The 21,578-nt window shown below is 66.5% G+C and carries 19 protein-coding genes; 13 read left to right on the forward strand and 6 right to left on the reverse strand.

The genetic code is table 11. The features are described from left to right. Window positions 1–2 precede the first annotated feature (2 nt). Together Q7514_RS06290 and Q7514_RS06295 are read right to left on the reverse strand one after the other, a co-directional pair. Window positions 3–1,424, reverse strand: a complete 1,422-nt coding sequence (locus tag Q7514_RS06290; protein ID WP_330132385.1) for an archaeosortase/exosortase family protein — start codon at window positions 1,422–1,424, stop codon at window positions 3–5. Between the two features lie 53 nt (window positions 1,425–1,477). Further along, the gene (locus tag Q7514_RS06295) at window positions 1,478–3,322 is read right to left on the reverse strand and encodes a hypothetical protein (protein ID WP_330132386.1); all 1,845 of its coding nucleotides are present in this window, start codon (window positions 3,320–3,322) and stop codon (window positions 1,478–1,480) included. A 424-nt stretch (window positions 3,323–3,746) separates the two neighbouring features. Here Q7514_RS06295 and Q7514_RS06300 point away from each other — a divergent pair, with 424 nt between their 5' ends. From Q7514_RS06300 to Q7514_RS06355, 12 genes are all read left to right on the forward strand, one after another. Further along, entirely contained in the window at window positions 3,747–4,031 is a 285-nt protein-coding gene (locus Q7514_RS06300) for a SelT/SelW/SelH family protein (RefSeq protein WP_330132387.1), read from the forward strand. A 666-nt stretch (window positions 4,032–4,697) separates the two neighbouring features. Beyond that, window positions 4,698–5,432: a GntR family transcriptional regulator gene (locus tag Q7514_RS06305; protein WP_330132388.1), complete on the forward strand. Its 735-nt coding sequence runs from the start codon at window positions 4,698–4,700 to the stop codon at window positions 5,430–5,432. A gap of 8 nt (window positions 5,433–5,440) precedes the next feature. After that, complete coding sequence (locus Q7514_RS06310; protein ID WP_330132389.1) at window positions 5,441–5,878, forward strand: phosphonate C-P lyase system protein PhnG; 438 nt, start codon at window positions 5,441–5,443, stop codon at window positions 5,876–5,878. Continuing rightward, entirely contained in the window at window positions 5,875–6,477 is a 603-nt protein-coding gene (gene phnH / locus Q7514_RS06315; protein WP_330132390.1) for a phosphonate C-P lyase system protein PhnH, read from the forward strand. The genes Q7514_RS06310 and phnH overlap by 4 nt, the downstream gene beginning before the upstream one ends. A gap of 1 nt (window position 6,478) precedes the next feature. After that, complete coding sequence (locus Q7514_RS06320) at window positions 6,479–7,588, forward strand: carbon-phosphorus lyase complex subunit PhnI (protein ID WP_330132391.1); 1,110 nt, start codon at window positions 6,479–6,481, stop codon at window positions 7,586–7,588. After that, entirely contained in the window at window positions 7,588–9,441 is a 1,854-nt protein-coding gene (locus Q7514_RS06325) for an alpha-D-ribose 1-methylphosphonate 5-phosphate C-P-lyase PhnJ (protein WP_330132392.1), read from the forward strand. The genes Q7514_RS06320 and Q7514_RS06325 overlap by 1 nt, the downstream gene beginning before the upstream one ends. Window positions 9,442–9,443: 2 nt before the next feature. Then, window positions 9,444–10,196 (forward strand): ATP-binding cassette domain-containing protein, encoded by a 753-nt coding sequence (locus Q7514_RS06330; protein ID WP_330132393.1) that lies wholly within the window; start codon window positions 9,444–9,446, stop codon window positions 10,194–10,196. Beyond that, on the forward strand, window positions 10,193–11,422 hold the full coding sequence (locus Q7514_RS06335; protein ID WP_330132394.1) for an alpha-D-ribose 1-methylphosphonate 5-triphosphate diphosphatase: 1,230 nt from the start codon (window positions 10,193–10,195) through the stop codon (window positions 11,420–11,422). The genes Q7514_RS06330 and Q7514_RS06335 overlap by 4 nt, the downstream gene beginning before the upstream one ends. Before the next feature lie 210 nt (window positions 11,423–11,632). Next, entirely contained in the window at window positions 11,633–12,595 is a 963-nt protein-coding gene (locus Q7514_RS06340; protein ID WP_330132395.1) for a phosphate/phosphite/phosphonate ABC transporter substrate-binding protein, read from the forward strand. Window positions 12,596–12,625: 30 nt separating this feature from the next. Continuing rightward, window positions 12,626–13,456 carry a phosphonate ABC transporter ATP-binding protein gene (gene phnC, locus Q7514_RS06345; protein WP_330132396.1) on the forward strand — a complete coding sequence of 277 codons (831 nt, stop codon included), beginning with the start codon at window positions 12,626–12,628 and terminating at the stop codon, window positions 13,454–13,456. Next, window positions 13,453–15,171, forward strand: coding sequence for a phosphonate ABC transporter, permease protein PhnE (phnE, locus tag Q7514_RS06350; RefSeq protein WP_330132397.1), 1,719 nt, complete (start codon window positions 13,453–13,455; stop codon window positions 15,169–15,171). The genes phnC and phnE overlap by 4 nt, the downstream gene beginning before the upstream one ends. Window positions 15,172–15,204: 33 nt before the next feature. After that, window positions 15,205–15,999, forward strand: coding sequence for an inositol monophosphatase family protein (locus Q7514_RS06355; protein WP_330132398.1), 795 nt, complete (start codon window positions 15,205–15,207; stop codon window positions 15,997–15,999). Between the two features lie 4 nt (window positions 16,000–16,003). On the opposite strand, the gene Q7514_RS06360 is transcribed toward Q7514_RS06355, so the two are convergent. Further along, window positions 16,004–18,118: a copper-translocating P-type ATPase gene (locus tag Q7514_RS06360; RefSeq protein WP_330132399.1), complete on the reverse strand. Its 2,115-nt coding sequence runs from the start codon at window positions 18,116–18,118 to the stop codon at window positions 16,004–16,006. 330 nt (window positions 18,119–18,448) lie between these two features. On the opposite strand from Q7514_RS06360, the gene Q7514_RS06365 reads away from it, so the two are divergent. Next, complete coding sequence (locus Q7514_RS06365; protein ID WP_330132400.1) at window positions 18,449–19,948, forward strand: sugar transferase; 1,500 nt, start codon at window positions 18,449–18,451, stop codon at window positions 19,946–19,948. A gap of 14 nt (window positions 19,949–19,962) precedes the next feature. Here Q7514_RS06365 and Q7514_RS06370 read toward each other — a convergent pair whose 3' ends face one another. The 3 genes from Q7514_RS06370 to Q7514_RS06380 form a co-directional block, all read right to left on the reverse strand. After that, window positions 19,963–20,313, reverse strand: coding sequence for a PLDc N-terminal domain-containing protein (locus tag Q7514_RS06370; RefSeq protein ID WP_132473454.1), 351 nt, complete (start codon window positions 20,311–20,313; stop codon window positions 19,963–19,965). 144 nt (window positions 20,314–20,457) lie between these two features. Beyond that, window positions 20,458–20,847 carry a hypothetical protein gene (locus Q7514_RS06375; protein ID WP_330132401.1) on the reverse strand — a complete coding sequence of 130 codons (390 nt, stop codon included), beginning with the start codon at window positions 20,845–20,847 and terminating at the stop codon, window positions 20,458–20,460. Further along, window positions 20,844–21,509, reverse strand: a complete 666-nt coding sequence (locus Q7514_RS06380) for an NAD(P)-dependent oxidoreductase (protein ID WP_330132402.1) — start codon at window positions 21,507–21,509, stop codon at window positions 20,844–20,846. The genes Q7514_RS06375 and Q7514_RS06380 overlap by 4 nt, the downstream gene beginning before the upstream one ends. Window positions 21,510–21,578 lie beyond the last annotated feature (69 nt).

Genomic DNA, 21,578 nt, shown 5'->3' on the forward strand with positions numbered 1-21,578 from the left:
CCTCACCTCCCTTGCCATTGCGCCTCCACGACCGCGCGTCCGATCTCGGAGAGCATCTCCCGGTCCTTGTATTCGGGGTCGGTATCGGACACGGATGCATTGCCGCGCAGGAGTATCTGCAGCAGGACTCTGATGTTGGCGACCGAGTTCGGGACGGGCTGAGGGAATTCGGCGTCGAACTCGTGATTGTCGACGGTCAGCAGGGTGACGCGCTGAGCGTCGTCGCCGCGAGTCCAGATGAAGCTGAGCAGACTCCACGTGAGTAGCAGGTCATCGTCCACGACCGTGAAGTACTCGGCGGTGACTTCTCGTCCGAGATCGATGTAGTCCTTGGGGCTCACGCGTGCGTCGCGGAGGTTGTACATCGTTTCCGTGGGATAGACCTCGAACGTGCCGACCCGACCGACCTGCAGTGTCTGTAGAGCGACTGTGCGTGGCCGCAGGAGCGCGTCCCAGTCCGGGCGGACCTCGTCGGCGCGGATCATCTGACGCCGGAGGGTCGAAGGATCCCGGAAGTAGTCGCTCGGCCAGTCGTAGTCGACCGAGTTGATCTGACGCCATCCGACGGGGACCACCTGGGTCACCGTGCCGGTCGGCGGTGGCCCGGCAGAGACCGGAGTGAGCCGCTGGTCGGGGAGCGGGACCAGTGCCAGTACCACTGTGATCGGAACGATGTAGAGAGCAGCGTGGGCCGCCTGCACCGGCTTCACCGGGTTGGGCGGCAGCACGCGAGGTGCCATCCCGCGAAATCGGAACAAGTACGCGCCTGCGCCGACGAGGAATGCCGCCCCCGTGGGGACGTACTGGTACAGACCGATCGCAGCGTCGGGCCACTGCGCGGTGACCACCCACAGGAGAACGATCCCGAGAACGAAGGTGATCGCGCCGACGATCATGCCGCGTGCGTGCGAGGTTCGTGTCGCGACGCCGACGGCCGCGCACGCGAGGAGCAGCGTCAGGACACCGGCGGCGACCTTCGAACCGCCCAGCTGTATCAGGATCGCGCGGTAGATGATCGGTGCCGAGAGGAACAGCACCAGCCACGCAAACCAGTACCGCGAGGTGACACGAAGCCCGAACATCGCCACGCACGCGCCGCACGCGAACACCCATGCGGCCAGCACGTCTATGTGCATGAGCTGGTAGGTGGTGGCGTATCTGGGCATCAGCAGGGCTTTGAGCGCGACCGACACCGCAAGCAGGAGGACCGCGACGATCGTGTCGGTCTGCCGGTCGTGGATCGGCAATTCGCGTCTGCGCCGGTGGGTGATGCCGACGGCGATGAGCGCGGCCATCGGAGGGACGATCAGCACGTAACCGCCGCTCGTACCGGTGCGCACTTCGTCGACCAACTCGCTCCACGTCGAGTGGAACGCGACGAGTGTGGCCGCGACGATCACCGTCCACCGGACCCAGGTGTGCACGAATGGCTGCGGCTCCTTCTTTGCAGAAGGTGCCTGCGTGATCGTCGCGACCGTCACTGCGGCCTCGGCCGATTCCGGCGCAGCACCAGCAGTACCCCGGCCGCGACGACACCGGCGGTAACGAGCACTCCGGTGCCGATCAGCGCCCAGCGGACTGTCGGCGACGCATCTTGCTCGGCCGGGACGAGGACATCGCCTCGCGGATCGACGAGCGCGACGGGATCGCGGCCTTCCGCGGTGAACAGCACATGCCCGGTCAATCCCGGCCATCGGTCCGGGTCGACCGCCAGCCAGGTCAGAGTGCGGTCGAGTTCGGCGGGTGCGTCGGTGGAGGTGGCGACGAGGACGGTGCGGTCGTTGTCGCGAAACACCTGTAGCGATGCGTAGATGACATCGGTTCCGAACGTGAGACTCGCGGAGGCACCCTCGGCACCGACTATCTCGAACCGGCGGTCCTCGGTGTCGGTGAGTCGGAGAGGCAGATCGCCGGGTATGGTGCCGTCTGCGGCGACGATCACTGCGGGTGCCGACGACGCGACCGCTTCATCCGCCGTCACCCATTCGGTGTCGAGCAGTATCGGGGTGAGCGACTGCAGCCCGGCGACGATGTCGACGGCTCGCGCGGTGTCGACGATCCCGGAGCCGGTCGCGGCGACGTCGAATTTCGGCATGAGGGTCTGGGGGAGAGACGCGAATCCGTCCGGTACCGGTGGGTCGGCGATCGTGCTGGACACGTGGCTGTCACCGTTGATCATCAGCGTGACCGGTTGAGTCGTACCGCAGTGTCGTTCACCGCCGGTGGTCCGCAGCGTGACCGTCAGCTCGGTGGATCGTTGCATCGCCTCCGGTGGGACGGTGATGGCGCGGTCGATGATGCCGCTGGACTCAGCTGCCCACGAGTCGAGGAGGGTATCGCCCGCTTCGACGGTGAGGAGCCCGCTCTCGGTCTCGGGTAGCGGCGTGTACGACCCCTTCAGGTCGAGTTGCAGGTCGCCGACAGGCCGCCCGAACCGTGCCTGGTCGAGATACAGCCGGACCTGCGCGACGCCGACCGACGTCGCGGTCTGATCGCCGATGCCGAGATCGTCCAGGGTGGTGATGTCGGGACTCTGCTGAGGCGGCACCGTCCTCGGCTCGGCGTAGACCTCCGACGATACCGCCAGACCGGACACTATCGAGGTCACGATGCGGGCCTGGGTCGCGAGGCTCTCGGTGTCGCCCTTCACGTAGAGGGCTGACGGTCCACCGGGTACAGCCCCGATCTCGGCACCGCTGTCGGTGCCATCGGTCTCGGTCACGACGATCTGCCGGACGAACGGGCTCTCCGCAGCGGGCGGGATGCCGTTCGGGGGGATTTCGCGGACGTCGACGGTGAGTGGGCGCCCCGTGTAGCGCGCCGTGACGGCCGAAGCGAGACCGACTGCGGTGTCCGATTCGACTGCGCTCGGCTCTGCGGGAAGGTACAGGTCGAGGCGTTCGAGCACCGGCGGCAGGAAGTCGGCGACGGCGGCGGGGTCGGTGGGGGTTCCGGTGTAGCGGACTACTCCGTCTCTCAGAGCCGCCGACCGATCTGTCCAGTCCTCGGGACAGATATTGTCCACCGCAAAGAGATTCAGCCGTAGCGTGACCACTGCTGCCTGATTCTCGATGGTAGCTCCGCCGAGGGGAATGGAGACGGGGACGGTCGAGATCCCGGGTGGGAGGTCCACCCGCGCCAGGAGACGGCCGTCCGACTCGACGTCGATCGAGCCCCGCGCGATGTTCGCGGGCAACTCCACCGTGGCGTCGAGCGCTTCGGGTCGAAGTCCGTCAGGGGCAGGCACGGTGAGAGTGACGACGTCGGAGTGCCCGCGGAATCCGATGACGTCGCCGAAGCCGAGAGCTTCGGTGTCGAACACGAGCGTGTCCGTTGCGGTATCGGGTTCCAGAGGCTCCGTCTCTTGCGCGACTGCAAGGGACGGACTCGCGCACAGAACGGTCACGGTGATAGCGGTGGCGAGTGCCGAGCGTGTGCGGCACCTGCTGGTGGGATGAGGCGTCACAGGTCTCAGATAAGCAGACATGAGTCCGGGCCGCTGACCAACTGAACGATCTTGCGTCACCTGTTGCCGCCGGATGTCGTACCTACCCGATCGGGTAGTTTCTCGGCAATACTCGCGAGTAGCAATCTTGGTCGATAGACTCGAAAACGCGTCGTCCTCCTGTCCCCCCTGCGAGGACGACCACGCGGGCCGGTACCCCCCATCTCCGGCCTGCGTCGAAGCCCCGCCGATCCCCACCACGATCGGCGGGGCTTCCTTCATCCGCGATAATCTCGTCTCCATGACCGCTATCGGACCTCGCGTCACCATCGCCTACTGCACCCAATGTCAGTGGCTACTGCGTGCGGGGTGGATGGCGCAGGAATTGCTCAACACCTTCGGCACCGACCTCGGTGAGGTGGCACTCGTGCCCGGTACGGGCGGGATCTTCCACATTGCGGTGGACGGCCGCGCGGTGTGGGATCGCAAGGCCGATGGCGGGTTTCCCGACATCGTCACTCTGAAACAGCGCGTCCGCGACATCGTCGACCCGGCACGCGACCTCGGGCATGCCGATCGTAAGTAACACTCGGGCGATCGAACGTATGATCGAGTGGTGAAGCTGTATCGAGTCGCGTCCGGATGGGCCGAGCCTTCGCCCTCGCGCTGCCCGAACGGTCACGAACTCGGTGCGAATCGGGTGCTGGTGGGGTCGCAGGTGTGTGAGTGCGGCGGCAGGCATCGCACTCATTCCTGCCGGGAGTGCGACGCGGTCGTCTACACCCCGCCGCTGGGGCCGAAGTGCCGTTTTCGCGCATTCGACGAACGATGATGCTATTCGGTGCACGTCAGTGAGCAGATTGTTCTATGGTCGAACGGCAGCCGTCGCCGGTGGTCGATTCGGAGTCGGGGAGGTTCTGGACCGGCCGCTGTGCAGGCCTTCGGGGAGGCCGGGCGGCTGGTAGGGGAGCCCCGCCGGCGAATCGAGGGGAGGAGCCGGCGGGGCCCTGAACTGCATCTCCTGTGTCGGGGAGGACCTTCAGGAAGAAGCGTCGCGTCAAGGCGACGGGCGCCACTGTATGGGAGCGCGGCCGACCCCGTCCACTTCCGATGCCGAAATGATATGTAGCACCAGAACTATTCGTGCCTGCATCATCGGCGCGAACAACTGGGCCGGTCGTTCAGCTGCGTTTCCCTTCCGGTTACCTGCAGTGAAGTTGCCCGTACAACTCGGTCGGCCACTGTCTACGGTGTGACGCAGCGCAACGGTTACCACAAGATCGCCGGCCAGCTGGCCGACGAGATCGCCCAACTGGAAGCGGGCACCAAACTCGCGAGCGAGCACGAGCTGATGGCACGGTTCGGCGTGGGACGGGCATCCGCCCGCTCGGCGGTCCAGGAACTCGAGCGTCGCGGCCTCGTCCGCCGGCTCCGTGGCTCCGGCACCTATGTCAACCGCCGCATCGACTACGTCGTCTCCAAGGAGAAGCGACCGTCGTGGCATCGCACCGTCGAAGCGGCCGGAGCGATACCGCGCTCGTCTGTGTTGCAGTCCGAGATCCGGCCGACTCCCGAGACCCCGGCGGGGTACCTCGGGATCGAGCCCGGCGCCCCCGCGCATTACATGCGACGCCTGCGGTACGTGGACGACCACGTGGCCGCGTTGGGGGAGGAATGGGTGGCGTGTGACGCCGTCACCGAACTCGGCTCCGCCATGCGTGTCGAGGAATCACTCGACGAACTTCTGCGCCAGATGGGCAGATTCGACGTGGTGAGGTCGTGGTGCCGCACCGCGACAGAACTTCCGACGCCCGAGATCGGCAAGGCACTCGAGATGACCTACATCGCACCCGTGTGGGTCATCGAAAGCATCAACCGCGACGCCGAAACCGGCGTCGCCGTCACCTACAGCACCGCGTGGATGCGCGCCGACATGATTCGCGTGGTCATGGAGATCGGCGACCAACCTCCCGTTTCGAACCATTAAGGAAACTCATGACGTCCTACACCTACAGCCGGGAGCGGCTCGCCGAGCTGCTCGCCGTGGCGCCCGAACAGGATCTGGTGGGCGCAGCCGACGCCTGCCTGTCCGACGGCGCGGCACTGACCGTCCTGACCACCCCGGAGATCGGGTGCATTGCGACCCAGGTCCGTGAACCCATCGGTCATGCACGCTTCTTCCTCGGCAACGTCCTGGCGTGCCACGCGGAGGTGCGGCTCGACGGCACCCGCGGCTGGGCCATGCGTATGGGCGACGACCGCGCCGCGGTGCTGGCTGCTGCCGTGTGCGATGCCGAGGTCGCCGCGGGCCGCCGGAATGCCGGTCATGTGCTCGACCTGTGCGCTCGCATGGAAGCCGAGCTCGCTCGCGCCGAGGCAGAAGAATGGGCGCAGATCGCCCCGACCATCGTTCAATTCGAGGAGCTGACGTGACCATCGCCGCCGCCGACCAGGTCATGGGAATCGGACTCGATCCCGTTGTTTCACAACAGGTCTATCGAGCAGTGTTGCAGGCGTTCAGTCGCCCGGGCCTGCCGCAGGCGCTGCCGTCGACGGACTTTCCGCCCGCGCTGCTGCCCGCACTTGCCCTCGCCGACCTCGAAACCGGCGTCGCCGTCCTCGAGGACGGATCCGACTGGCGTGAGGTGCTCACTGTCGCGACCGGCGCCCCCGTCGCAGCCCTCGGTCAAGCGAGGTACGTGACTGCGCTTCGTCCCATCACGGGCGATGAACTGCTGTCCGCCACACGTGGAACCGCATTGTCGCCGGAATGCGCCTCGACCGTGATCTGCTCGGTCCGATCCCTCGACGGCGGAACGCCCGCCGAGCTCGCCGGACCGGGCGTGAACGGCACCGAAACCATTGCGCCACTCGGCTTCGACGACGCGCTGCGCAGCGCCCGCAACGACGCCGTCGCCGAGTTTCCCACCGGCATCGACATTCTGCTCGTCGCAGACGACGGCGCCGTCCTCGGGCTGGCGCGTACCACTCGCATCAGCACCCCGCGTTCGACCACCGCACAGGAGAACTGACATGGGATATTCCGGAGCCCGCGGCGGACTCGACGCGATCCTCGCTGCCGAAAGTCTCGTCCGAACCGCACGTGAAGCCGACAACTCGCCGCGCCTGACCACCGAACAGATCACCGGCCGCATGCGGCTCGCCGTCGACCGTGTGATGGGTGAGGGGTCGCTCTACGACCCCGAGACCGCCGCCGATGCACTCCGCCAGGCGGAAGGCGACGTCATCGAGGCCACTCATCTCGTCCGTGCCCACCAGTCGACTCTGCCGCGACTGGCAGTCAGCGAACCCGTCGACCCCGACGAGATGACAGTCCTGCGCCGCATCGTGCCGGCGTGGCGAACCCCGGACGGCCCGCAGTTGCTCGGCCGCACCAGCGATTACACGGGCCGTATGCTCGTCCGCGACGACGGGACCGCGCCACCGACCGTCATCGACGAGGCACCCACCCCGGGGCGCACCGACGCCGAACGTCACCCGAAGCGCTTCTCGGAATTGCTGCGCGAGATGGACCTGCTCGCCGACAGTCGCCCGGCCGACGGCTCCGACCCCGAGCCGTTCGACATCTCCCGCCACCCCGCCGCACCCCCGGCGCCACGCTCGGCGGTGCTCGCGTCGATGGCACGTGCCGAGACCGGCTCGCTGATCGGCACGTGGTACCGCTCGATCCGCGGCACCGAAGGCAACCTGCACGAGGTCACCCTCGGCGAGGTGCGACACGGTCGCGTCCCGGTGCGCGTCCGTCACCCCCACACCGGAAATGCTTTCTCCGTCGGTGATGTTCGTGTCACCGAATGCGAGGCGATCGAGGATCTCAACGGCCCCGACGAGGATCGCGGCCGCTTCGACGTCGGCTACGGATTGTGCTTCGGACACAACGAACGCAAAGCCATCGCGATGGCGAACCTGGATATCGCGTGCCGCCGCTTCGGCGACACCGGAGGCCTCGAGCAGACCCTGCTGCTCACCACCGACGGTCTCGATTCCTGTGGCTTCCTCGAACATCTCAAGCTTCCGCACTACGTCACCTTCCGCTCGATGATCGACCGGAAGATCGCCGTGCAGGCCGGCGCCGACGATGCCGCGGACCGCAACACCGAACCTCTCGGAAGGACCTGCTGATGACCGACCTGCTCACCACTCGCGACACCGGCTCGCGCGTCACCCACACGCTGGACGCGATCGACGCCGCCACCCGCGAACGCGGCATCCTCGACGAAGGATCCAAACGCGAGATCCGCCGCGCGACATTGACCGCGGTGTGCGTGCCCGGCTACCTGACTCCGTTCGGCTCCCGCGAGATGCCCGTCGCCCGCGGCTGGGGCTCCGGCGGCCTGCAGGTCACGTTGGGTCTCGTCGGCGGCACCGACGTCGTCAAGGTCATCGACCAGGGCGACGACGACGGCGTCAACGCCACCAACCTGCGACGGCTGATCGAGTCGAGCGAGAAGTGCGCCTCCACCAAGGACACCCGCGAGTCGACGATCATCCAGTCGCGCCACCGTATCCCCGAGGAGCCGATGACCGAGGACCAGATCCTCGTTTTGCAGGTGCCCAACTCGGAACCGCTTCGGGCCGTGCAGAAATCGGTCACCGAATGTGCCCGTATGCACGCCGAGGCCGACTACTCGATGATGTGGGTCAGTCTCTACGAGGACCTCGTCCGCAACGGCGTCATCACCAAGACCACCGGATATCCGGTGCTCGTCGACGGCCGGTACGTGATGATCACGTCGCCCATCCCACGGTGGGATGTTCCGCGCCTGGACAATTCACCGCATCTGACGCTGCTCGGTGCGGGGCGTGAGAAGCGTATCTTCGCGGTCCCGCCCTACACCCCGGTACAGCCGCTCACGTTCGACGATGTGCCGTTCGAGGTCGAAGGCAGCGACGACCAGATCTGCGTGCGCTGCGGCTCGTCCGACACGTTCCTCGTCGAGGCGTCGCCCGGACGGATGATGTGCAGCGACGTCGAGTGGTGCACCCGCGTCGTCGACGCCGACATCGACGAAGCCCTCCACAGTGCGCACGCCCCGATGCAGTTCCTGCCCGACCCGCAGCGTCGCGTCCGCGCCGCACACGCCGCGACCCGCCGCGATCCGGCCGAACTCACCGATCGTCCCGTGCCCGCGCACCCCGACGGCTGGACCCTCGCCGTACGGGAGGTCGGCAAGGTGCACGGCCCCGGCGGCGCCGACGCCGTCCCCGGAACCGGTCCCGACACCGGCACCGCGATCAGCCCGGTCACCGGCGCCGTCGTTGCCGCGTGGGACGTAAGCTTCGACGTCGCACCGGGAGAGGCACTCGGTCTGATCGGCGAGTCCGGCTCGGGCAAGTCGACGGTGTTGCGCTGCCTGATCGGCGACGACAAGGCCACGAACGGCGCGATGTTCCTGACCACCGTCGGGAGCGGCACCACCGATGTATTCGCCCTCGACGACACCGAGCGTCGCGCGCTGCGCATCGACACCCTCGGCCTCGTACACCAGAACCCCGCCGACGGACTCACGATGACGGTCTCCGCGGGCGGCAACATCGCCGAGCGTCTCACCGCAGCCGGCTGGCGCAACTACTACGAGATCCGCGACCGCGCAGCGTATCTGTTGGAGAAGGTCGAGGTACCCCTCGAACGTATGGACGATCCCGTGCACACGTTCTCGGGCGGTATGCGCCAGCGCGTGCAGATCGCGAAGGCCCTCGCGACCGATCCGCGGGTCCTGCTGCTCGACGAGCCCACCACGGGCCTCGACGCGTCGGTCGCGGCGGGCGTGCTCGATCTGCTGCGGAATCTGCTCGCCGAGCGCGACACCGCCGCGGTGGTCGTGAGCCACGACTTCGCGGTCATCGAGGCACTGACCGATCGCACGCTGGTCATGAACGTCGGCCGCGTCGTGGAGACCGGCCTGACCGACCAGCTGTTCCAGGACCCCCACCACCCCTACACCCAGCGGCTCGTCGCAGCCGCACGGAGGTGACCATGTCCGAGTCCACCACCACAGATCCGGTCCTCACCGTCCGCGACCTGCGCAAATCCTTCACGCTCCACACCATCGACGGCCGCACCGTCGTATCGCTCCACGGTGTCGACCTCGAAGTCGGCCGCGGCGAGCACGTCGCGCTCGCAGGACCGTCGGGCGCCGGAAAGTCGAGTTTCCTGCGCTGCGTGCACCGCAGCTACCTGCCCGATGCGGGTTCGGTCGTGTTGCACACCGACGACGGACCGGTCGAACTGACGGGGCTGTCCGACCGGGAGATGGCCCGACTGCGCGGACGCGAACTCGGCTACGTGTCGCAGTTCCTGTCGGCGCCGCCGCGCACCGCGCCCCTCGAGGTGGTCGCAGCGTCCGCACGTCGCCGTGGGATGAACCGAGCCGATGCCCGCGACGCCGCTGCCGAGGCACTGCAGCGACTCTCTCTCGACGAAGCGCTGTGGGACGTCGATTGCAGCGTGCTCTCCGGCGGCGAACGTCAGCGCGTGAACATCGCTGCCGGCACCGTCCACCCACCGCGGCTGCTGCTGCTCGACGAGCCGGTGTCGGCCCTCGACCCGGTCAACCGCGAACGCGCACTCGAACTCATCGCGTCGCTGTCGGCGTCCGGGGTCGCGGTGCTCGCAGTGTTCCACGATCTCGACGCCATGCACCGTCTCGCGACACGCGTCGTCCGGTTCGCCGACGGCCACATCGACCGAATCGGTTCCGCTACAGATGTGTTAGGGAAGGCAGCATGACCGGAACAGAGACCGCGCCGACCACCGACTCGTGGACGCTGCAGTCCGCGCCGCTCAATTATGTGGTCGGGCATGTCCGGGCGGTGCTGCCGGACCGAATTCTCGAGGATGCGCGCATCGTCGTGCGTGACGGCAGGATCGAGGAAGTGGGACCGTCCACTCCCGGAGTGCGACCCGACGTGGACGGCGGCGGCCTCCTGTGTCTGCCGGGCCTGGTCGACGTGCACTCCGACGGCCTCGAGAAGGAGCGTCTCCCGCGACCGGGAGTCGAGCTGCCGTGGGCGTTCTCGCTCATGTCGTTCGAGGGCAAGGTACGGGCGGCGGGCGTGACGACCGTGTTCCACGGTGCATCGTTCTCCGACCGCGCCACCGCGACGACGGGACGCAGCGTCCATGTCGCGCAGCAGATGTGCGAGTCGATCGAGGGCTGGAACATGCGCGACACCGACGCGCGACTCGTCGATCACCACGTCCTGCATCGCCTCGATGTGCGGTCCGCGGCCGGATTCAAGGCCATGCGTGAGGAATTCGATCGGCTCGTCGCGGCAGGTGTCGTCACCGCAGCAACACCTGCTGTCATCTCCCACGAGGACCACACGCCGGGGATCGGCCAGTACGCCGACCGCACCTACTACGAGAACCACATCGCCGGCGTCCGGGGTATCTCGGCGGAGGACGCGCGCAAAGTGGTGGACGGTCTGGCGGCCGAACGCGAGGCCAACGCCGGGGTCCGCGACGAGACGATGGGCTGGCTCGCCGAGCAGTCGCGTAAGGGCCTGGCCCGCGTCTTCGGCCACGATCCCGAATCGGCGGTTGAGATCGCCGATCTGGCCGCGCGCGGAGGCAACGTCGCCGAGTTCCCCACGACCGTCGAGGCGGCGCGGGAAGCGCGTGATCGCGGCATGTCCGTGGTGATGGGCGGTCCGAACGTGCTGCGCGGACGCTCCCACTCGGGCAACGTCTCCGCCGGTGAACTTGCCGAGCTGGGACTGGTGACCGCGCTGGCGTCGGACTATCTCCCGTCGTCGCTGCTCGGTGCGGCGTTCTCCCTTGCCGACGGATGCATGACGTTGCCGGCTGCGGTGTCGCTTGTCACGAGTGGCCCGGCAACGGCAGTAGGGCTCGCGGACCGGGGCGCTCTGGGCACCGGTCAGCGCGCCGACCTCGTCCTCGTCTCGCTCGAACACGGTCACCCGGTGATCCGCGCGGTCCTGCGCGCATCATGAAATCCCGGCCCCGCACCGAATGGTGTGGGGCCGGTCTCGTAGTGGGCGGACATGCTACCGCGAACGTCTTCCGCTCGAGGTCGGAAGTTCACCTCGGGTTGGGGAATTCGATACACCGCACCGACAGTCTGGATTGCGACGATGCCGCCGGGTGTCGCCCCCCTCGTGCCCCGACTCCGCTTCCGCGGATTCGACAAGGAGCTTTTCTTCATGCGTACCTCTCGTCCCCGATCCCTGGTAGGGATTGCCATGGCCGCCGCAGCAGCGCTGGCTCTGTCCGCGTGCGGCTCGAGCGCCGACGAAGACACCTCGGCCGGCGCATCCGCCGACGAAGGTGCACCCGAGACCCTGGTGCTGGCCTCCATCCCGAGTGAGGACAGCACAAGCCTGCAGCAGGAGTTCGCGCTGGTTCAGCAGGTCATCGAGGATGAGACCGGTATCCCGGTCGAGTTCCAGAACGCCACCGACTACGCGGCCGTCATCGAGGCCCAGCGAGCCGGCAAGGTGCACATCGGTCATTACGGTCCGTTCTCCTACGCCACGGCGAAGGACAGCGGCGTGCCGGTGACACCGCTCGGCGTGTTCGCCGACAGCGCCGACGAGGAGCCCGGCTACCAGTCCTACGCGATCGTGCCCGCGGGATCCGACATCCGCTCACTCGAGGACTTCCGGGGCAGGACGGTGTGCTTCGTCGACCCCACCTCCACTTCCGGTTACCTCTACCCGTCGGCCGGTCTGCTCGAGGCCGGGATCGACCCCGCGACGGACGTCACCCCGGTCTTCGCCGGCGGCCACGACGCATCCGCTCTCGCTGTCAAGAGCGGCCAGTGCGATGCCGGATTCGCATTCGACACCATGGTCACCGAAACCCTCGTCGACAAGGGTGATCTCGCGGAAGGCGACCTCGACGTGATCTGGGAGTCGGAGATGATCGCGGCCAGCCCCTCTGCTGTGCTGACCACGCTGCCGCAGGATCTCATCGACCAGCTCACCGACATCTTCGCGACCAAGCTCAACCGTCCGGCGCTCGTGGAGGCCGGCTACTGCGCATCCGAAGAGGAGTGCGAGCTCCCCGAGAGCACCGAGTACGGATACATCCCCGTCACCGATGACTTCTACGACGGCGTCCGCAAGGTCTGCGAAGTCACGCGGTCCCCGTCCTGCGCGAGCTGACCCGATCTCTCGAACCCCTGGAGTACCGATATGACCGACCCCGACCATGCACGCCTCGGCGCATCCATCGACAGGATTCTCCGACCGACCATCGAACTCGACCACGTCAGCAAGGTATTCGACCCGGCACTCCGGGCGCTCGACAACGTGTCACTGACGGTGCACCCCGGTGAAGTCGTTGCGCTGCTGGGCTTGTCGGGTTCGGGAAAGTCGACGCTGCTGCGGCTGCTCAACGGCCTGCACCTGCCCACCTCGGGTACGGTGCGGGTCCTCGGACACGACGTGGGAGCCGCCCGTGGCCGTGAACTGCGGGAGCTGCGCCGCAAGGTGGGCTTCGTGTTCCAGCAGTTCCACCTCGTGGGCAACATGTCGGTACTCGAGAACGTGTGTTCCGGTGCCCTGGGCTCGCTGCGTGGGCCCCGCTTCGGTCTCATGATGTATCCGAAGTCGGTGCGTCTCGCCGCCATGGAACAGCTCGACCGCGTCGGTCTCGCCGACCGTCCGTTCCAGCGCGCAGACACCCTCTCCGGTGGCCAGCAGCAGCGTGTCGCGGTGGCGCGTGCGCTCATCCAGAAACCGAAGATACTCCTCGCCGACGAACCCGTCGCATCGCTCGATCCGGAGTCGTCGGCCCAGGTGATGGCGCTGATCTCGCAGATCGCGTCCGAAGACGACCTGACGGTGGTGTGCAGCCTGCACCAGGTCGATCTCGCACTGTCATGGGGGCACCGCCTCGTTGGCCTGCGACACGGGCAGGTCGTACTCGACAAGCCGGTGTCGGTGATCGACCGGAGCGAGACCATGAGCATCTACACGGCCGTCGACCCGGTCGTATCTGTGGGGAGTATCGCGAACCGATGACGATCACCGCGCCGCCGCCCGTCAAGACTCTCCCGCGCCCCACCTGGCAGGCGATCAGTGTGCAGGTCATCCTGTTCGGGCTGTTCGCGGCGGCGTTGTGGTCGATCGCATCTCTGAAGATCAACGTCGCCACGATCATCGACAGTATCGGCAACGCAACCGATTTCCTGGCGCGTATCTTCCCGCTCGACTTCCCGCCCATCGGCGAACTGGCCGCGATGACCGGCCAGACCCTGGGCATCGTGCTGCTCGCCACCGTGCTGGCCGTGGTGCTGAGCATCCCTGTCGCGCTCGGTGCGGCCCGCAACACCGCACCTGCCGCAGCTCTGCGAATGCCGGCCCGCGCCATCATCGTCGTCACCCGAGCCATTCCCGAACTGGTGCTGGCGATCCTGTTCCTGCGCCTGTTCGGTCTCGGCGCGATCGGCGGTATCCTCGCCCTCGGAATCCACTCGATCGGCATGGTAGGAAAGCTGTACGCCGACGCGATCGAAGACTCCGACCCCGGCCCGCGCGACGCCCTGCGCGCGGCCGGTGCGACGTGGTGGCAGCAGATCACCGGCGGTGTGTTGCCGCAGATCATGCCCGCGGTCGTCGCCACGGCCCTGCACCGGTTCGACATCAACCTGCGCGCCTCCGTCATTCTCGGCTACGTCGGTGTGAGCGGCATCGGCCTCGAACTGTCGGCTGCGCTGCGCACCATGAACTATCAGCGCGGCATGGCGCTGGCGCTGTTCATCGTCGCGCTGTGTGTCATCGTCGAATTGATCTCCGGTTCCCTGCGGCGAATGGTGCTCGGAGACAAGGCCCCCGCGCGCCGGAGTCTGTTCTCTCGTCTACGCGAACGGGTCTCGGGCGCTCGGAACGGCTGGGTCGATAGTGAACCCGGCAGCGCGCAGGCTCCGACGGCACTGCGCACCTCCGACGGCCGGTACCGCATCAGCCCTCCGTGGACGGGTGAGCGCATCGCTCACACCGCCTACGTCGCGTTGTTCGTGCTGGCCCTGTTGGTGTCGACGTGGGCAGCGAACCTCGACTTGTCCCGTATGGCAGAGGGTTTCGGTTCGATGTGGAACACGCTCTCGCTGTTCTTCCCTCCGGACACCGGCGGCATCGGTGACGAACTGTGGAAGCAACTGATCGTCACGCTGCAGATCGCCCTCGCAGCCACCCTGATCGGCCTGATCGTCGCGATCCCCGTCGGACTGCTCGCGGCCCGTAACGTCGCACCCACTCCGGGTATTGCGAAGGGGTTCCGGGTCTTCATCGTGATCGTCCGCGGTATCCCGGATCTGATCCTGGCGATCATCGTGATCGTCGTGACCGGTCTCGGTGCCACAGCGGGTGCGATCGCTCTGTCGGTGGGCGCAATCGGGCTGCTCAGCAAACTGATCGCCGACTCCGTCGAGGAAACGGACATCCGCGTTCAGCAGGCGGTGGTGGCAGGTGGCGCGACACGCATGCAGGTCCTCATCGCCGCGACGGTCCGCCAATCGGGGCCCGCGATCATCGCGCACCTGTTCTATCAGCTCGATACCAATATCCGCGCCGCCACACTGCTCGGTGTCGTCGGCGCAGGAGGATTGGGCTTCTACCTGATGAATGCGGCCCGCGTCATGCAGTTCGACGTGGTCACCATGATCGTGCTGATGATCTTCGTGGTGGTCATGGTCGTGGAGGGCCTGGCTATCTGGGTCCGCAAGGTCGTGTCCTGATCTGTTCTGCTACATACTATCTGGAGTAACTGCATGAACCTCACCGAATCCGCGACCACCGCTGCCGGACGCATACTCACCGCGGCGTCCGATGCCGCCCTCACCGCCTACCGCGACGCCATCGCGAAATACTCGCGGGAGAAGCTGAAGTCGATCGCGAAGGAAGGTGCCGACGGCACGCCGACGATGTTCATCGATGTCCTCGTCGAAGATGCCATCATCGCTGCCGCAACGGCAGCGGGTGCGAATGTGCTGTCGGAGGAACGCGGCTGGGTCGACGTCGGCTCGGCCATCACCCTCGTCGTCGACCCGGTGGACGGTTCCGCCAATGCCGCCGCGGGAATCCCTTTGGCATGCTTCAGTGCTGCTGTGGTGATGGACGGTGAGTTCACCGAGGCGTCGACCACCTGGCTGCACACCGGAGAGACCTGGTGGGCGTCGCGCAGCCGGTCCGCGTTCCGGACCAGCGGATGCACGTCATTGTCGTCGGCCGCGGTCTCGATGCTCCGCCCGCACGAACGCAACCGCGATTCGTGGTGGCGTGTCGCGGAGCAGGCCACTCGCATCCGCATTCTCAGTTGCAGCACCCTCGAGTCGGTGTTCGTCGCGACCGGATCCACTGATGCGTTCGTCGACGCCGGCAGCGACACCCACCGCTTGATGGACATTGCGGCGGCAGTCGTCCAGGTCGAGGCCTCCGGCGGTGCTGTGATCGACGCGTACGACCGTCCCATCGTGTTCGGCACCGACCTCACCAAGCGGTGGAGCGGAATCGTCGCCGCCACCGACGACCTCGCCGCCGAACTGCGCGACGCCATCCAGGGATGACCCGTCAGAATTTCTTTGCACGCAGGCGCAGCGCGTTGCCGATGACGCTCACCGACGACAGCGCCATCGCAGCGGCCGCAACGATGGGAGAGAGCAGGATCCCGAACGCCGGATAGAGGACTCCGGCGGCGAGCGGAATACCGGCCGCGTTGTAGACGAACGCGAACACGAGGTTCTGGCGGATGTTGCTCATCGTCGCCTCCGACAGCGCGCGTGCCCGTGCGATGCCGGTGAGGTCGCCGTGGAGCAGGGTGATGCCCGCACTCTCGATCGCGACGTCGGTACCGGTGCTCATCGCGATGCCGACGTCGGCGGCGGCGAGCGCGGGTGCGTCGTTCACGCCGTCGCCGGCCATGGCGACCACTCGGCCCTCGCCGCGGAGTCGCTGGACCACGTCGCTCTTCCCGTCGGGAAGGACCTCGGCTTCGACCCGGTCGATGCCGAGGCGGCGGCCCACGGCCTCGGCGGTGGTGCGGTTGTCGCCGGTGAGCATGACGACGGTGATGCCGTCGGTGCGCAGTTCCTCGAGCGCGGTCGGGGTGGTCTCCTTGACGGGGTCGGCGATCGCCAACACCCCGGCCACCGATGTGTCGACACCGACGTATATCGCGGTGGCGCCGTCGCGGCGCAAATCGTCGGCCTGCTCGCGCAGTGCCTGCGTGGCGACACTTTCGTCCTGCAGGTACGACGCGTTACCGATGATCACGCGCCGACCCTCGACCACACCGACCACTCCGCGGCCCACCGGGGAATCGAAGTCGGCGACCTCGGGGACAGTGATGCCCGCATGTCCGGCAGCATCGACGATCGCGATCGCGAGAGGATGCTCGGAACCGCGTTCGACGCCCGCCGCGAGGCGCAGGACCTGTTCGTCGGTGTAACCGTCGGCCGCGACGATCTCGATGACCGTGGGCCTGCCCTCGGTGAGGGTGCCGGTCTTGTCGACGACCAGGGTGTCGACCTTCTCCATGCGCTCGAGTGCCTCGGCATTCTTGATGAGCACCCCGAGCCCGGCGCCGCGTCCCACACCGACCATGATCGACATCGGAGTCGCCAGTCCCAGGGCGCACGGGCACGCGATGATCAGCACCGACACCGCGACCACCAACGCGTATGTGAGCGACGGCGACGGACCGACGAGCGCCCACACGAGGAACGCGATCACGGCGACGGCGATGACGGCGGGGACGAACCACGAGGCGACGAGGTCGGCGAGGCGCTGGATCGGTGCGCGCGTGCGCTGCGCCTCGGCGACCATCGCGACGATCCGGGAGAGCACCGTGTCGCTGCCGACCTGCTCGGCGCGCATCACGAGGCTGCCGCTGCCGTTGACCGTGCCGCCGATGACGTGATCGCCGGTCTGCTTGGCGATCGGCATCGATTCGCCCGTCACCAATGCTTCGTCGACGGACGAGCGGCCGTCCTCGACGGCACCGTCCACCGGGACCTTCTCGCCGGGGCGTACCCGTAGGCGATCTCCGATGTGTACGTGGTCGAGGGGGATGTCGTGTTCGGTTCCGTCGTCGTCGATCCGTCGGCCGGTTTTCGGTGCGAGATCGAGCAGCGACCTGATCGCGCCGGACGTCTGCTCACGTGCGCGGAGTTCGAGGACCTGGCCGAGCAGCACCAGCGTCGTGATCACCGCGGCGGCCTCGAAGTACACGGCGACGGAGCCGTCCATCTGACGGAACTCGTCGGGGAAGATGCCGGGCGCGAATGTCGCGACCACGCTGTACGCCCAGGCGACACCGGTGCCCATCGCGATGAGCGTGAACATGTTGAGAGACCGGGTGCGTATCGAATTCCGGCCGCGGACGAAGAAGGGCCATCCGGCCCACAACACGACCGGGGTGGCGAGGACGAATTGGATCCACGTCGACACCCTGGGCGGTACGACGTCGTGGAGCGCGGGGATCAGGTGCGAGCCCATCTCGAGGACGAACACCGGTACGGAGAGGATGAGTGCGATCCAGAACCGCTTCGTCATGTCGGCGAGCTCGGGGCTCGGGCCGGACTCGGCCGTCACCATCACGGGTTCGAGGGCCATGCCGCAGATCGGGCATGAGCCCGGCCCCTGCTGCCGGATCTCCGGATGCATCGGACACGTGTACTCGGCCATTCCCACACCATACCCCTAGGGGGTATTTAGTCAATGGTGGCCGCGGGAGCCTCCGGCTCATACGGCTCGTCGATGCGGGCAATAGGGCGAACATTTCACACTGATTCTTAGATTAAGTAACGCTGAGAGTTTGCTGTGAGATATTCGAGGTGGCGATGTTGCGCAAGTGACATCGGACCGCCGTACGCCGCGAGGTGAGAGCAGCGCAGCTACCGCGATACCGCACCTTCGAGGGACGTGCGCGTATCCGCAGTCGGCTTACCTCGCGCGGTGGGTGACGGGGAGGACACAAATGTCTCTGAGGGGAGACATATATATGAGGGATGAAGGATGACCACGATCGACAAACTGGAGCGTGATTCTGCACTGACGTCTTCGGCGCGTCAGAGCGGCACGGCCACCCGCTGGACGTGGCAGTCCGCATACGTGCGGCGCCTCTTCTGGACGGACACCGTCATCGTGGTCCTCTCCGTTGTTCTCGCGCACATCGTGCGGTTCGGGCACGAGAATCTGCTCGCTGCGCAGATCGATGCGCTCAACTACACGCTGATCTCCGTCGGCCTCGCTGCAGCGTGGCTGGTGAGCCTGCGGATGTTCCGCACACGATCGCGCCGTGTGATCGGTGCCGGATACGACGAATACCAGCGGATCGTCTCGGCGACGCTCTGGTTGTTCGGATTCATCGCGATCGTGGCGTTGGTATTCAACATGGAACTGGCGCGAGGATATCTGGCGATTGCGCTGCCCGTCGGGCTGTTCGGGTTGCTGATCAGCCGCTGGTTGTGGCGAAAGGTGGTGGCGCGTAAGCGTCGCCGGGGAGAGTTCGCCACGTCGGTTCTGGTCGTCGGTGGTGCGCGGGCGGTGCGTCACCTGGGAAGCACCTTCGAGCGCAAGTTCACCGACGGATTTCGCGTGGTCGGAGTATGCGTTCCCAAGTATTCGGGTGTGGTCGGGGAGGCCGTCGATGTCGACGGGCGCGACGTGCCGATCTTCGGTGACGAGTATTCCATCGCCGAAGCGCTGGTGGCGTCCGGTGCCGATACGGTAGCGGTGACGGCGACCGAGACGCTGGGGCCCGAGGGCATCAAGGATCTCGTGTGGCAGCTCGAGCCGCTGGACGCGGATCTCGTCGTCGCGACCGGTGTCGTCGATGTCGCGGGGCCGCGCCTGGAGATGCGGCCGGTGGCGGGTCTGCCGTTGATCCACGTGGAGAAGCCGAGCTATCACGGGGCGAAGCGCAGCGGTAAGCGCGTGTTCGATCTGGTGTTCTCGTCGTTGGCGTTGCTTGTGCTGGCGCCGGTGTTCGCGGTGGTCGCGGTGCTGATCAAGCTCGACAACAAGGGGCCGGTGTTCTACAAGGCCGAGCGGATCGGTCTCGACGGTGAGCCGTTCGGGATGATCAAGTTCCGGTCGATGGTCACGAAGGCCGACGCGATGGTCGAGTCGTTGCTGGTGCAGAACGAGGGCGCCGGCCTGCTGTTCAAGATGCGCGACGATCCGCGCGTGACGCGGGTGGGCAAGGTGCTGCGCCGGTACAGCATCGACGAGTTGCCGCAGTTCATCAATGTGTTGCGCGGTGAGATGAGTGTGGTCGGTCCGCGTCCGCCGTTGCGTCGTGAGGTGGAGAATTACGACGGTCGCGTCAAGCGTCGTTTGTTGGTGCGTCCCGGTGTGACGGGTCTGTGGCAGGTCAGTGGCCGTTCGGATCTGTCGTGGGACGAGTCGGTGCGGCTCGATCTGTCGTATGTGGAGAACTGGTCGATGATCTCCGATGTGCTGATCATCGGGAAGACTGTCAAGGCCGTCCTCGCGAGTGAGGGCGCGTACTGAGCTGACCCCGACGGTCAACCGGCGTTCTCGTTGCCTTCTTCACGCTGACGTTGCTCTTGCGCGACCCGTCGCTGCTCTTCGACGCGCGCCCGGAATCGGCGCTGGAAGTCGTCGTCGTGCTCGGGATCGACAACGGGACGGGTGGGTCGCGGGTATTCGGCGGCAGACTTCGACATCAGGATCTCGACAACCCCCTGAGGCCGGCCGAGGACCAGCCAGAGCACGGACCCCGCCAGCGGAAGCAGAAGTACGATCATCAGCCACAACAGTTTGGGCAGGTGGCGGACGCGTTCCTCATCGGAGCAGATCACGTCGACGAGGCAGCCCAGCCACAGCAAGGTGATGATCAATCCGAGGTATGGCACCCCCGCAAGCTAGCAGCTCCGATACCGAGCTCGCAGCCCCGGTAGCCATCCACCCGATTCGGTAACATGGGGCTCATTGCAGTTCATGCCCGAAATGCTGGTTGGTGTACCGAAAAGTTCGGCACCAACCAGCATTTCGGACGCCTATGTCGCCCGATCCGCGCGCGCCGAGCCGACCATGAACGCAATCGCCAGCACGGCCGACGCGACTGCCTGGTAGCCGAACCAGAACGCGCCCCCTGATGTCATCATCGCCAGAACAACCAAGGTGACGACGATCCAGCCGCTGTCGTAGCCGATGAGGTACTTGGTGTGCGACGGGGCTGCCGAGCGGAGGGCGAAGACGACCTCTGCGATGCCACTGAGGAGCAGCATGGCCGCGGCGATGACAATGGTCGCGACACTCATGTTCAGTGTGTTGGCGATCGGCGCCACCGCCGCCGAGTAGGTAACGGCAAGGACCACCTTGAACAGGCCGTCACCGAGAAATCCGATGCGCAGCCACCTGCTCGTGTCGGTTGTTGCGACGCTCATGCTCTCTCCTTGCTCGAGTGAGGCGCGACGCCGTACGCGCGCCTGCAGGTGTCCGGGTTCTGCACGACCTCCAACAGCGCTCCGGCCAGATCTGCGCGGTGCACGCTGGCGATCGAATTCGCCTGGGGTACCAGGCGGTGGCCGCGGGCCGGTTTGTCGACGAGGTAGCCGGGACGCAGGATCGTCCAGTCGCAGAACGAACTCGCCGAGCGCAGCACCTCTTCCATTGCTTCGAGGTCCGCGTAGATGTTCGGGCCCTTCCGGCGGACCATCGGGCGGACCGTGCGGCGGAACCACCACGGTTCACCGGCGCCGGATCGTAGTACGGGCGACGCCGATACCGTGACGATCCGGTGGATGCCCTGACGCTGCATCGCCGCCAGCAGATTCTCGGTGCCTGCGGTGCACACCGGATCGGTGTCGTCGTACGACCTCTTGCCGAGTGTCGAGATCACGGCGTCGGTGCTGTCGGGGAGTGTCAGCTCGCGGTCGGTGGTGACCTGGGCTTCGAGCATGCGCACACCGTTCGGTGCGTCGAACGTGCTTCCCGGGCGCACCAGAGCGGTGATCGTGTGACCGGCTGCCACGGCGTTGTCGATGAGTAATCGGCCTGTTGCGCCTGAGGCCCCGGCAATGACGAGATGCAAGTGAAGTCCTCCCATGAGGGGGCTAGTACAGCTTGACTACTGCCCTCGAGGGTAGGCCATTCTGGCAACTAGTCAAGGTGTACT

Origin of the sequence: Rhodococcus artemisiae (assembly GCF_036327795.1) — a bacterium.
GTDB lineage: Bacteria > Actinomycetota > Actinomycetes > Mycobacteriales > Mycobacteriaceae > Rhodococcus > Rhodococcus artemisiae.

Bases quoted from the DNA above. Each gene is read 5' to 3' on its own strand.
- Q7514_RS06320 (WP_330132391.1), top strand. From the start codon at position 6,479: ATGGGATATTCCGGAGCCCGCGGCGGACTCGACGCGATCCTCGCTGCC.
- Q7514_RS06380 (WP_330132402.1), bottom strand. From the start codon at position 21,509: ATGGGAGGACTTCACTTGCATCTCGTCATTGCCGGGGCCTCAGGCGCA.
- Q7514_RS06365 (WP_330132400.1), top strand. From the start codon at position 18,449: ATGACCACGATCGACAAACTGGAGCGTGATTCTGCACTGACGTCTTCG.
- Q7514_RS06360 (WP_330132399.1), bottom strand. From the start codon at position 18,118: ATGGCCGAGTACACGTGTCCGATGCATCCGGAGATCCGGCAGCAGGGG.
- Q7514_RS06355 (WP_330132398.1), top strand. From the start codon at position 15,205: ATGAACCTCACCGAATCCGCGACCACCGCTGCCGGACGCATACTCACC.
- Q7514_RS06330 (WP_330132393.1), top strand. From the start codon at position 9,444: ATGTCCGAGTCCACCACCACAGATCCGGTCCTCACCGTCCGCGACCTG.
- Q7514_RS06375 (WP_330132401.1), bottom strand. From the start codon at position 20,847: ATGAGCGTCGCAACAACCGACACGAGCAGGTGGCTGCGCATCGGATTT.
- Q7514_RS06300 (WP_330132387.1), top strand. From the start codon at position 3,747: ATGACCGCTATCGGACCTCGCGTCACCATCGCCTACTGCACCCAATGT.
- Q7514_RS06325 (WP_330132392.1), top strand. From the start codon at position 7,588: ATGACCGACCTGCTCACCACTCGCGACACCGGCTCGCGCGTCACCCAC.
- phnE (WP_330132397.1), top strand. From the start codon at position 13,453: ATGACGATCACCGCGCCGCCGCCCGTCAAGACTCTCCCGCGCCCCACC.
- Q7514_RS06335 (WP_330132394.1), top strand. From the start codon at position 10,193: ATGACCGGAACAGAGACCGCGCCGACCACCGACTCGTGGACGCTGCAG.
- Q7514_RS06340 (WP_330132395.1), top strand. From the start codon at position 11,633: ATGCGTACCTCTCGTCCCCGATCCCTGGTAGGGATTGCCATGGCCGCC.
- phnC (WP_330132396.1), top strand. From the start codon at position 12,626: ATGACCGACCCCGACCATGCACGCCTCGGCGCATCCATCGACAGGATT.
- Q7514_RS06310 (WP_330132389.1), top strand. From the start codon at position 5,441: ATGACGTCCTACACCTACAGCCGGGAGCGGCTCGCCGAGCTGCTCGCC.